Origin of the sequence: Streptococcus sp. E24BD, from assembly GCF_041807825.1 — a bacterium.
GTDB classification, from domain to species: domain Bacteria; phylum Bacillota; class Bacilli; order Lactobacillales; family Streptococcaceae; genus Streptococcus; species Streptococcus entericus.
In genome coordinates, this window is record NZ_JBGTZB010000042.1 from 1 (window position 1) to 13,511 (window position 13,511).

Genomic DNA, 13,511 nt, shown 5'->3' on the forward strand with positions numbered 1-13,511 from the left:
TCAACAATTTGTTGCTTAAAGTCATCACTAAATTGACGACGGATTTTTCTAGACATAGAGTTCTCCTGTTTTCTTTAGTGTAGAACACTTTATAAATTCTGTCTAGTTTAGTGTAACCGATTCACATCAAAAATACCAAGCCAAGTATCACATTAGTCTTCATGCGCTTATCCTCCTTTTTTCATTATAGCACAAACCTTACCCTGCTTAGCAAGGTAAGGTTTAAATCTCTCCAATAGGAGCTCGTTCTAATCGAGTCCGCGTTCTTGTCGCTGTTTTCTTATCACTACAAATAAGGACAGACCAACCATAGCCAAAACCAGTAAACTTTTGAACCAAAAGCTGCTCAACATATCGACATCTACTCCCCTGCTCTGCCATTGTCCCAAGAAACCGCCAAACCAAAGCGCAAGGGCTGGCAAGAGAAGGAGGCGATAGCTTGGCATCGGCCAGAGTTTGTAAGCGAGAAAGACAATGATGCCCAGTAAAACAACACTGTCCAGTGGACTCGGAATGGTTATGAGCAGACCTGAAGCAGGTAAGTGCTCGATCAAACGAGGGAGAAGCATCCCAAACACCAGACCGTACCAAACTGTTTTCCTATAAGGATTGAACGGAGTTTTATAGAACTTTTTCTTCTTTGGTGATAAACAAAGGCTAGACCTGCCACCATAAGCCCAGCAGTTACGAGTTCCTTTACCATGTCCACTGTCAGTTGCCCTGTTTTGAAAAAAGACAAGAAAAGATTAACAACCATAAAGACAACCGTAAATTCCAAGAAACGTCTCAAAGGGTTTTTAGGACTATTAGCTAATAGCTCATCCGCCATATCTTTGGGCTGGGTACCAAAAAAATCTTCAGCAGTAAGCCCGTCTTTTTCCGCCTCCTACAAATCCCTCGCCATGGTATAAATCTGTTCATAGAGCTTTTCCTCATCACGGGTCAAAGCTGTGGAAATTATGTACTGTTCCAGCTGGTCAAAATAAGCCCTGTTTTCAGGTCGCAATGCCTTGAGGATTTGATTGATCTATTGCTGATAGTGATAGATGTTAGGTCTTTTCATCATATTTTCCTCCGTTAACTTGACTAACTTTATCCACTAATTCTGTCCATTGCTTCCAAAAATCATTCAGGTAAACCCGACCATCCTCCGTCAGCTGAAAATATTTACGGTCAGGTCCATCTGGCGAAGCTCTCATCACACCTGCTATCAAGCCTCTTTTTTCTAACTTTTGCAGCAAAGGATAAATCGTTCCGCCGATAATCGTTGAAAAGCCATGCTGTTTTAGGCGTTGAATAAGTTCATAGCCGTAAATTTCCTCCTGTGCAATGACATCAAGCACACACCCTTCAAGCACTCCCTTAAGTAACTGTGTTTCTGCCATCTTTACTCCTTTCTCATCTAGTATGTTTTACCTATTAGTTGTCTAATGCTAGTATAGCATGTATCAACTAGTTTGTAAAACATAATAGTGATTAAAAATAAAAGGTTTGAAGAATGTCTTCTCCAAACCTTTCAAGTATTCGCCTAGTTGCTGTAAATTGATGTTCTAAAGTCATCTGTCTGACGCAAGTAAGCATTAAAGATTTTCGCCTTCAATTCTTTCACGCGAGAATTGCTAGCGTAAGCGTTATTGTTAGCAGTCACACTAATTGGTGTGCCGGTCAAAAACCTGTTCATATCTTCTCGGGTTGCTTCTGCCATCAGTTGTTTGAGTTGGTCAGCTGATGAAATGGTCACCGTTGCTCCCTTGTAGGTAATGGTGACAGGTTTTAAGCTATTCAGCTTATCTGCTCGTTCTTGGAACATGGCTTTCTTGAAGGCTTTCCAGTCAGAGTATTCGCTACCAAAGACTTGCTCAAAGACCAAACTATCAGTAATCCTACCCACAGTATGGTTTCTCGGCCAAGTCTCGGTCCCTGTGATGCCACGGTCTGTCGCGAGCTGAGCATACTGACCAGAAACATATGGTAGGAAACCGCCCTCGTAGCCTTTGGCAGCCAAGAGTTCAAAGGCCATACGACGGAACATGATGTCTCCGGGCGCCCCGTTTGGATTATCCAAGGCAGAGTAAATCGCTGAGAAGAACGGTACGGTATGGTAGCCATTTCGGGCGTAGTCTCGGCTCGTGCCACTATTAATCGCAAACTCACGGTTGCTCACAATATCATGATCAATTAAATCTGCCACACGGGTCAGGGTCATGCCTTGCCATTCTGCATCCGTAAATTTACGTACACGGTTACCAGCATGAGTTGGAATGCTAAGGTTGACATCTTGAATATAGTCATTTTCAATCTTATGATAGAAAAGACGTTGCTGGTCTTTTGGCAGAGACAAGACGGTTTCAGCCTCAACCTGATCCAGGGTGTACAGCACATCGAACACCCCGCGGAAGTAATCTTTCAAATCATCACTCGTCTGGAAGCGATCTGGAGATAGATTATGATAGCGGTTATCTGCATTTTCTGCAGCCGTACCACGGAAGTCAAAGAGGTTGTTAATGGCAAAATAGTTGGTCTGAGCCGTGTACGGTGCTTGAAGCATGCCCAAGGCGTAGAGCTCAGCTCCTTGTCCAAAACGACGACCGTAACCTCCCAAGTAAATCGCGCCATCAGAATTATGAACCATTTCATGAGTGTGCCCAGAAGCCCCTTCTTCTTCCAACATTTTTAGGATAATGAAGTGGGTGTATGAACCAGTCGCATAAGCACCAGCACCATTGTTTCCAAATTGTGACCACAAAGCTCCATCAATAGGACCAAAGAAGTCCTTAATAGCATCGTTAGTATCGCCAAACATTGGCAACCAACGCCCATTATTCAAGCCTGAACGGTTGATATTGTAACCATCCCAGTTCGGTACCGCTTTGATATTTTTATCCTTAACGGAATCAAGTGACATCCGATACCAAAAGTCAAAATGATCTCGATAGCGGATATTGCTGATATCTACCATGGCCTTAACTCTAGCCAACTCAGCTTCGTAACGGACTGGATCTGTCACCTTCAAGTTCATATCCATGTAGCGGTCAAACATGCCGAAGTTAAGTGTTGACATGTTGGAAATGAAGAAAATACCTTCCCTAGCAGTCAATAGTGGCAAGATAAATTTCTTAGCTTGTCCATCTTCAAGGAGTTTATGGTAGGCGCGCACCTCTGCATCTGGTTTGGCCAGCGAATTTCCTTCAGCCATATAAGCTTTAGATGTTACCTTAAACCAAGTATTCTCATCCATGGAGGTAAAGAGACGACGATAAGCACTGAGGTAGTCAAATTCATCAGCCACACCTGTGTAGGCTTTGGTGATAGTGGCATAAGTATCCAAATGATTAATCAACTTGAGCTGGTCATAGGACTGACCAAGGCTGATTAACCAATCTAAGGTACTAGCTGACTTGCCAAAGAGATCCTGGTGATATAGGATTAGGTCTCTAGCATTGACCTGACCAAAATCAATGTTAAACCAACGGTTGACATAGGACAGTCCCATGATTAAGGCTTCCTTGTTCTTGACGATGTGATCTACCAAGTCGGTTCGATCGGTGGCAATGACATCAGCAGTGGACAAAACTCCCTGCAAGACATTAACTAGATTGCCCTTAATGGCATCAAAGGATTCCTTCAGGTAGAGCTTATCCATCAACTCCTGAGCATTGCCGGTCTTCCCGAGAGCCGTTAGGGTCTCGGGGGCATAATAGTCCACGCCACTCAAGGCTGGCAAGACACGGCTAGCTAGGCTCGGCAGATGACTCAAAATCTGCTCAGGCGTGTAGAGCAAGGACAGACCATCAACTTGGTACTCAGCAACACCCGTCTGCTTAAAGTCTTCAAGATAAGCGACATTATAATAAGCCTTCGTGTCATCCGCAAAGTAGACCATAACCCTGTTAATGGCTTGCTTATCCGTTAGATAATCCGATACAAATCGATCATCTGCCATCGGAATCACGGATACTACCGTCTTGGTCACCAAGTCATGGTCGGCTGCCAAAAGGTTACCGTGTTTGACAATAAATTCCTTGTTATAAAGCGGCATGAATTTCTCAATGTTTTTGTAGGCCAGCACCTTAGAGGCTTGAGCCCCACGAACCGCTTGATAGTCAACATTATAAACATTGAGGTCAATGCCTGAATCTGCCAATGTTACCGTTAGTCCCATGGCGTCTTGCTTAGCCTTAGCAGCTTCAGCCGTGATGCTCGTTGCTGTCTCATCACTTGACCCAGTTGAGACGCCATTAACCGTCACAATATCAAAGACACGCGAAGGTGTATTGGTTAAATTACCAATTGCTAATCGGCCTTTGGCCACCTTGACTTCAGTGATGGTATTAGTAAACTGCGGACTAGCAATCACTTGCCCAACGAGACCTCCGACATAGGCTGAGGTATTTCCGCTGCTGTTATCCAGAACACCCTTGGCCACTAGATTGGTCAGACCTGTTCTAGCATGCTCCAAAACACCAACGGCACCACCAGCACGAGTACCAGCATACTGTCCATTAACCCGAATCGTCGCATCAATGATAGCACCATTGACCTGAGTATTAGACTGCGCATAACCAATTAAACCACCAGTAAAGTTAGCGGTACTGCTGTTTCGAGCGGTGATGTCTCCTTCAAAGGCCACCTGCTCCAAGCGCACATTATTAGCCCGATAAATCAAGCCTCCAACACTGCGGTTGGCCAAGATTGAGCCTTGAACAGCCACATTGCTCACTAGCCCTTCTCCATAGCCATAAGCTGTCTTGGCCAAAGCCCCAATCTCGGCGGCTGCTGGTTGGTTGATAGCCACCTGCTTCAAATCTAAATCGCGGATTTCAAAATTGTTTTGCAGGCCTTCAAAGAGCGGTGCCTTGAGGTTGTAAATGGCATGGTTGTTGCCCAACAGACGACCAAAGAAATTACCAGCGACATAGCTTTTAGCGCCAACAGGGAGAGTATACTCATCTGCCTTCAGGTCCTCATCCAGCTCAAATGTCCCTGTTCGATTGGCCGACAGAGCAGTAACTAGATCAGCAAACGTGCGTATTTTATTGCCTTCACTTGGGACAAACTGGCGCACGTAGAAGGTGTAGTTATCTTGATTCTTACCTAAATCATCGCTATACTGAATCAACTCTGGTGCTGCCGTCACGACCTTGTAGAGTTGTTTACCGTCCTTTTCAACCGCTTCAATGCTATTGACTGACAGGTAAATATCTCGCTGCTGATCAGAATTAACCTTAACATAATAGTCGGTTAGCGCTGTTGGTGCTTCTTTTATCATATCAAGTTGCTTATAGATGCCATCAGTCTGTTTCTGGAAGAGACCAGCAGACACCACGTGTTTGATTTCCAAGTGCTTGTAGTCCAGCTCAAACTGGCGAATACTCAAGTCCTCTGTTTTAACCCCGTTACCGTCTTCCAAATCATAGGTGAATCTGCCTTTGAGGGTGTAGGTAATGTTCCAATCCAAATCAGACACATCAAATGCATCCATGGTCGATAGGGTAAATTCTCTGACCAGTGCATCACCATTATAAATCGAGATGGTCGCTCCCTTGTAGCTATTGGTTGGATCTTCTAGGGCATAGTTGAGGGTTATTTTCTTGTCCTCATCGAACTCAACCAACTCTTCCAAAATCAGATTTGGCTTGGTCTTATTTTGGATGACGTTGATGGTGACAGGAACCAAATCTGTCGACTGATCAGTATAAGTCACCAAAACGATCCCTGGAACATTCTGACCAACGGTCGATGTTGACGGCTCTGTCTGCCAAGTATAACTAGCCACATTGGTCAAACCTGTCGCCTCAACACTAGCCTCAGCACTCGGGCGTTGACCAACAGAAACTGTTTGAACTGCTGCCGCTGGCATCGGATTCTGACGCTCAGCTTCTGTTCTCACTTTTGTCCCTCGCTTGACAACCGCCTTAACGGGTTGGGTCGTGATTGCCTCAGTCGGGGTACCGACGACTTCTGATGTCTGAACTCCACGAACAGTTTTGTAAACGGTCGTGATGGTCTTCTCACCTGCAACAGCTGGGCTGACCTCTTGGGTCTCTCCCTCGTAAAGGTCTGAGCTATCTTGGTAGTCAATCTCCGGAGTCGTCACTGGAGCTGTCGTCACAACTGTTGTCGTGCCTTCGATTGGCTTGATACCTACAGTAATGACCTTGTCAACTGGCGCAGTCGTCACACGGCTGCTGCTAGTGAGCGGCGAGCCCTCTTTTTGACCTCTCACCGTCGCAAAGGTTTCGGTAATGGTTAGAACACCATCAGCACCTTCTGCCTCGGCACGATAGTCTGTATACTGTTCAGGGTCCTCAACCATACGCTCACCGTGAGCGATTGGCTCCGTACGCTCCTCGGTCACCTGACCTGCAATCGGCTTAGTCCCACGTTTAACAACTGCCTTAACGGGCTGGGTCGTGACCTCCTCAGTAGGTGTGCCTACAACCTCATCCGTACGCTGTCCATCTAGAGTTTTATAAGTGGTCGAAACAATCTTTTCGCCCGAAATCGCTTCGCTAATTAGCTGGGTTTCGCCGACATACAGTTCATCACTGTCGATGTAGTCAACATCAGTAGACACGACTGCCACACGGCTTTCAACAACCTCGACACCCTCGACTGGCGGAGCTGGAGTGACTGGACTGGCCGGTGGTGCTGGTGGCATTGGCGTTGGAGTCGGAAGAACGGTCTCACGAGGTTTAGTCCCTCGCTTAACCTTGGCATTAACAGGTGCGCTGACTAGGGTCTCGACTGGACTGCCGACAATCTCATCCGTACGCTGTCCATCTAGGGTTTTGTAGCTGGTCGAAATAAGCTTCTCACCTGAGACCGCCTCACTAATCAGCTGGGTTTCGCCAACATACAGTTCATCACTGTCGATGTAGTCAACATCAGTAGACACGACTGCCACACGGCTCTCAACAACCTCGACACCCTCGACTGGCGGAGCTGGAGTGACTGGACTGGTCGGTGGTGCTGGTGGCATTGGCGTTGGAGTCGGAATTACAGGGGAAATCGTTGATTCATTCTGACTCAACTGTTCAGAATCTTTACCTGTTGCCTCCTCAGCCTGTGACAGGTCATCTTTTTGACTTTGCTCAATAGGAAATTCGCCCTCTTCCTTTTTATCTACCGGAGAAGTTTTTTGAATTGGAGCTTTATCTGGTTCTAATTCTTCTTGAAAAATGTAATAAGCAAATCGCTGATGGTCTACAAGCTCGGAAAGCTGTTTCGGTCTAGGCAAATGTTCCCCAACCGTCACCACATATTGCTCTGTGAGAAAGTGTTTCAAGGCAGTTTGTAAAGCCTCTGTATCCGTCACAGAAAGTACCGCCCCAGCTAAACCAGTAATAACGATGAGCTGAGCGACTAAGTGCTTATTTTGGCGTTTTACGGCAAGAATCACCCCAATAATCCCTAAACTACCCAAGAGTGTCAGCAAGGTCGTCGCTGTGTCCCCAGTGCTCGGCAGAGACAGCAGACCAGTATCTCTCTTATAAACTAAGACATACGACTGGTTGTCGGTCGCAATTTCCTCTGCAAAATCTTTATCGGTACGTCTAAGTAGGTTTTGTTGCTCAGGCGTTAACTCATCATAGTTGACATAAATATAATCAATGGTCACGGTTTTCTCTGACTGAACTTGTGCTGTTGTTTGCTCATTTGCAGCAACATAACCAGTCTGTAAACCAGCTAATCCTCCAAAGATAGCTATGCCAACAACCGTTGACGCGACAGCAACCTTAAACTTTCTAATCGAAAAACGCAATTGTTTATCATTCCATCCCATGGCATCATTCCTCTTAAGTATTGGTAAGCTTAGATATTATAGCATAAAACAAAGAGGAAGTCCAACATAAGGTCTTTTAAGGTCTTTTCATGTTTTCTCATTTCAGCGGATGGTTGTCAAATCATCTGAAATACCGTACAATAAAAGAAAAGGAGTTTTTTTATGACATTTACCAACTATACTTACACTCGTCCTGATTACGCTGCAATTAAGGGGCAAATGGCAGAGCTAACTGCCCAGCTTCGTGCAACTCAGACCCTAGAGGACACCAAGGCTGCTATCCGTGCTATCCAGTCTATCCAAGCAGACATCGACACCCAGAGCACCCTCTGCTCCATCCGTCACTCCATCAATGTCAAAGATGACTTTTACAACCAAGAAACTGACTTCTGGAACGAGCATGGACCGCTCTTTGACGAGATTTTCACAGACTACTATAAGGCCGTGCTTGCTAGTTCTTTCCGTGATGATTTGAGCGACCTCTTGCCTGAAACCTTCTTCCTCATGGCAGAAAATAAGCTGGCTACCTTTTCTTCAGCGGCTATCCCTCTTTTCCAAAAGGAAAATGAGCTGGTTGACCGCTACAACAAGCTGATGGCGACCGCTCAGATGGACTTCCAAGGCGGTACTTACAACATCTCTCAAATGGTTCCATTCTATGAAAATCTAGATCGTGCCACTCGTAAGGAAGCCGTAGACACCGTGACTGCCTACTTTGAGCAACATGAGGCTGACTTTGATGACATCTATGACAAGTTGGTCAAGGTTCGCCATGAGATCGCGACCACTCTGGGCTTTAAGGACTATGTCGAATATAGCTACAAGCTCATGAACCGCTTTGACTACGACCGAGACATGGTCAAGACCTACCGTGAAGAAATCAAGCGTCTGGTGGTTCCGATTGTCAACCAACTCCGTGAGCGTCAAGCCAAGCGGATTGGATTAAGCGAGCTCAAGCATTACGACCTCGGCCTAGAATTTTTAGCGGGCAACGCCACACCAAAGGGCACCCCTGACGAACTAGTAGTCGCTGCACAAAGCATGTACCGTGAGCTCTCTAAAGAGACAGGCGAGTTCTTTGACTACTTGGTGGACAACGACCTCTTGGACTTGGTTGCAAAAGACGGCAAGGACACTGGCGGATATTGTACCTACATTCCAAACTACCGCAGTCCCTTTATCTTTGCCAATTTCAATGGTACCAGCGGTGACATCGATGTCTTGACCCATGAAGCAGGACACGCCTTCCAAGTCTATAACTCTCGCTGGATTTCTGCTGGTGAAGTCCTCTGGCCAACCTATGAATCTTGTGAGATCCACTCCATGTCCATGGAATTTATCACTTGGCCATGGATGGAACATTTCTTCAAAGAAGAGGCCAATAAATACCGCTTCAGCCACCTGTCTGGTACCCTCTTCTTCCTGCCGTATGGGGTTCTTGTCGATCACTTCCAGCACGACGTCTATGAAAAGCCACACATGACACCTGCTGAGCGTAAAGCCACTTGGCGACGCTTGGAAAAAGAATACCTGCCAAGCAAGGACTACTCTGAATCAGAAGCGCTTGACCGCGGTATTTTCTGGTTCCGCCAAGGACATATCTTCTCTAGTCCGTTCTACTACATCGACTACACACTGGCTCAAGTCTGCGCCCTACAATTCTGGAAACGCACGCAGGTGGACAAGAACGAAACAGCCTGGGCAGACTACCTCCACATCTGTCAACTGGGTGGCACCAAGACTTTCCTGCAAATCGTTGCCGCTGCCAATTTACGTTCACCATTTGAAGAAGGGGCATTAGAAGACACCTTGAAAGCAGTAGAAACTTACCTCAATAAGGTCGAGGATAATCAACTATAATATTCAGTTCCGACCTGCCATCCTATTATCCCAAAGATAACCGAATCTCTCACCCATGTTGTCTATTAGATGACATGGGTTTTTGTATTTTTTTTGTTTATTTTGCCATTTATTAGCAGACAAAAAACCTTTTTATGATATACTGATAACGCATACAATATCTATATTAAGAAAGGAAGATAGTATGAATTGGACAAACAAAACACTAAGGTTTTCCATTCGTAAATTAAAAGTTGCTGTTGCATCGACCGTTGTCGGTATTGCTACTACAGCTATCGTTGGGCAGAGTTTCCCCGACCATTTAGCCAAATTCGCTCCAACTTGTTCACCAGTGACGGCTCAGGCTGATACTCTGGATGAACAAGTCACCATCACCTATCATTATGTCAATTACACAGATCTCAGTAGTCATGAAAAAGAACAACTGATTGACGGCAAGCAATTCAGCCAAGAAATCGCACAAGCAGACTCCACCTACATCCTCGCTTATCAAGAAAATAAAGGACTTCTTCGACTCCCTAATACTGGCGATCAAGCGCGTCACCTCATCGGGCTATTGGCAGGGTTAGGCATTACTGCTGTTGGGCTTCTACTGACCAAACATGATAAAAAACGGGTGGCTAAGCTCATTATCATTAGTTGTTTGGGCGGGGCAGTCCTCACGACTGCCAATAGCAGAGCCATCGAAGCTGGGCTACAGGCATTTCTGACGGAGACACACCTCGTTACTTTAGGCGAGCAACTACCACAGCCAGAGAGCACTATCAATGGTCAAGGCTTCAGCTACTATTTCTCAGCTAGCAAAATCAACCAAGCTAGCCAACACGAAGATTATTCGCCAGAGGATAAAGCTGAGATAACAAATGAGACTAGGTTAGAAACTGAATCGCCCTCATCATCGGAAAAGGCTCAAAAAGATACAGGTGAAACTAATCAAAATACAAGCAACCCAGTAAGTGAAGAAACAGCTGACCATTCTGATAAACCAGAGACAAATAAACCTCTGGACAAACCTGATGAAGCAACTGAACCTAGTGACAAGCAGGAAGAAACTGAGGAAAACTCAGAAAGCAAGCCTAGTGTCCCTGAAACTTCCCTTGATGAAAGTCGCTTAGCCATCGCACTGACCGAAGCTCAGCAGCTCGAATCATCACCTTATACTACAAGAAGCTGGGAAAATCTTCAAGATAAACTCGCTCAAGCACAAGCTATTCTTCAAGATAGTCAATCAAATCAAGAACAAATTGACGCTTCTGTTCAAACCATTATCCAGGCCATCAGTCTGTTGCAAGCTAAAAAGCAAGTGCCGTCACTCACTGTAGCGAGTCTTTCTCAAGATAATTTGACTAAGACAGCTACAATAGCCTATCAACTAACAGACCCTGACCAAGCTTTTGAAAAGGCCGTCATCCGCGTTTATAAAGACAACGAACAGGTCGGCGAGTTCTTCGTTTCAAAAGAGGAACCCTCTGGAAAAGTCATTTCATTAGCTGATTACAATACCCCTTATTCACTCCGCACAGTGATGGTCTATACCACTGACCAGACACCTCAGGCAGAATTGATTGACCGGCGTGAACTCACCTTATCGCTCAAAAAGCTGGAGATTAAAGATGTTGATACCGTCACCTTACAGACCTATCAAAATGGGCAACTACTGACCATTGATAGCTTCAAAGAGCAGCCGATGCTTGCCCCGTCTGAATATATGGCTCGTGTGAGTTCCAAGCGTTTCAAAGATATTCTCCTACCCATTCAACATATCGAAGAGACCACGCTAAATGGTCAACCAGTTTACAAAGTGACAACAGCTTTTGATCAACTGGTCGAAACCAGCGAGGCAGGCAAGTACCGTGAACAGTTCAGTTTCTATATCGGCAAAAATGCTCCGCTAGCTACTAATGTTAACAGACGGCAAACAGACTACACACTTTTGCCTGGTGCTAGCAAAAATCGTGAGATTGCCTATGCTAATACGGAAAAACTCCTACCGTTCTATAATAAAGAAACGATTGTGAATGTCGTCAATCAGATTGACCAGACGGATAAACTCTACACCAACAGGCTTTTGTCTGTCACTCCAATGATCGGCGACAAGCTCATTGCCGATGTCAGCAGGGTACGCACGGAGCTCAACCGTCTCCTGTTGCACTTTGAAGATGATAGCATCAGCTATTTGCTAATAGCCTTCAAGGAAAATTTTGCTAATCCGGTGGTGAGCGAGTACACAATCACAGGAACCAATTTAATTTATACCCCTAATCAGTTTCTATCCAACCATGATAATATCATCACAGCTGTGTTACCAAGTCTTGAGAACTTAGCTTACAAATCACCAAGCATGTCTAGTGCCCTGGCAATCGACCCTAAATTCGGTAGTTTGTCAGATGCCATGGACAAGCTGTATCTGGAGGATAGTTTCAACACCATCAAATCTGACCTCCCTAACCAGCTCCGCCAGATTTTGGCAACTGACAGGGTTATGAACACGACAGGGGGTAACTTTGACCAGTATCTGATTGACTACATCCAGATCAATAAGGAGCGTATCTTGTTAGGTTTGGCTTATTTGAACCGCTGGTATGATCTTGCTCTAACCAATGCTAGCACCCAGCAAACAACAGCTTTGAAAGACATGATAAGCTTCCATCAGGATTTCTTTGGCAAGCCTGTCCACACCTTGGAATGGCTGGTCAATTTGACTGAAGGGAAAGAGGGGTATGAGCTCCTAAATCCTGCCAACCATGTGCGAACTTATGCTGAAAAAATTGCGCCAAATACTGGTAAAACTGACCTGCTCAGCTATTTGACAACGAACCGAAAACTCTTCACCGACTTTACTGATGATAACAGCTGGTTCAAAGCAACAACCAAGGCCTATATCGTTGAGGAAAAATCAAAAGAGCTACCTGACCAAGATGTCCGTGTTTACCATTTGCTATCTAGCGACCGTGAGCAAAACGGTATCCTACCACTGCTAACCGCTAAAGAGGGGATTTACATCATCACCACCATGGGATCTATCTCCTACGGCATGTATGACAGATACATTGACACCAGCAGCAGTCAGTCACGCGCCGAGCAAATTGAGCACATCAAGGAACGGGTTCGCTTGACAGCTGAACGTCAGGCAAGGCATTTTGATGCGTGGTACCGTTTGGCGCCAGCGCGTAGTCGTGACCGCATCATCAAGCCAATGCCTGTATGGGATGGCTACTATGTCAACAACAACCAGAAGTGGTTACCGATGTTCGGTACAGAAGCTAATCAAGCCATTAGGGATTTCTTTGGACCTATCGGAAATCGTGCGTTCTTCCCTTATGGAGCTGGTCAGGGGGCCTTTGCCGATGGCACACGGATTGCCTTTGTTTATGATAAATTACTGGATGATTATGGCGCTTCTGTCTTTACCCACGAAACTGTTCATAATAACGACGGTATAGCCTATCTAGGTGGTTATGACCGACGAGCTGGTATGGGAGCTGAAAACTATGCACTGGGGCTCTTACAATCAAGCTCTTACTTCCTCCATGCTGAGGATGCATTAACCTATAACCTCATCTTTGATTTTAGCAAACTCAAGGAATATGAACAGGCTAGACGCTATGTCAATGTCTCGCCAGACCGCTTCAAACAGGCTAGTGATTTGAAAGGCTACATGAGTAGTGTCTTTGATGTGCTTTATACCCTAGACTATGCTGAGGCAGAGGCTGTTCTCAAACAACCTCGCGATATAATCAAGTGAAAAGGCACCCCTTTTCTGTACAATTTTTATAAAGTGTTTTTGTTAAGCGATAACTCGCTTAACCATAGGTGTTTGGTAATCGAGACTACCGTGAATGCGATGATGGTTCCACCAGTGGAC

General features: G+C 45.4%; 6 protein-coding genes. 2 read left to right on the forward strand and 4 right to left on the reverse strand.

Translation table 11 applies throughout. The features are described from left to right. Positions 1-248: 248 nt before the first annotated feature. The 4 genes from ACERC5_RS08825 to ACERC5_RS08840 all read right to left on the reverse strand — a co-directional run bounded on the left by ACERC5_RS08825 (position 249) and on the right by ACERC5_RS08840 (position 7,786). On the reverse strand, positions 249-569 hold the full coding sequence (locus ACERC5_RS08825) for a hypothetical protein (protein ID WP_373659524.1): 321 nt from the start codon (positions 567-569) through the stop codon (positions 249-251). Beyond that, positions 551-829 (reverse strand): hypothetical protein, encoded by a 279-nt coding sequence (locus tag ACERC5_RS08830; RefSeq protein ID WP_373660585.1) that lies wholly within the window; start codon positions 827-829, stop codon positions 551-553. Before ACERC5_RS08830 ends, ACERC5_RS08825 begins: the two co-directional genes overlap by 19 nt. Before the next feature lie 220 nt (positions 830-1,049). Further along, positions 1,050-1,385 carry a PadR family transcriptional regulator gene (locus ACERC5_RS08835; RefSeq protein WP_373659523.1) on the reverse strand — a complete coding sequence of 112 codons (336 nt, stop codon included), beginning with the start codon at positions 1,383-1,385 and terminating at the stop codon, positions 1,050-1,052. Positions 1,386-1,528: 143 nt separating this feature from the next. Then, on the reverse strand, positions 1,529-7,786 hold the full coding sequence (locus ACERC5_RS08840; protein WP_373660586.1) for a ZmpA/ZmpB/ZmpC family metallo-endopeptidase: 6,258 nt from the start codon (positions 7,784-7,786) through the stop codon (positions 1,529-1,531). Between the two features lie 162 nt (positions 7,787-7,948). Here ACERC5_RS08840 and ACERC5_RS08845 point away from each other — a divergent pair, with 162 nt between their 5' ends. Together ACERC5_RS08845 and ACERC5_RS08850 are read left to right on the forward strand one after the other, a co-directional pair. Then, positions 7,949-9,646, forward strand: a complete 1,698-nt coding sequence (locus tag ACERC5_RS08845; RefSeq protein WP_373660587.1) for a M3 family oligoendopeptidase — start codon at positions 7,949-7,951, stop codon at positions 9,644-9,646. Between the two features lie 184 nt (positions 9,647-9,830). Beyond that, entirely contained in the window at positions 9,831-13,391 is a 3,561-nt protein-coding gene (locus ACERC5_RS08850) for a ZmpA/ZmpB/ZmpC family metallo-endopeptidase (protein WP_373660588.1), read from the forward strand. Positions 13,392-13,511 lie beyond the last annotated feature (120 nt).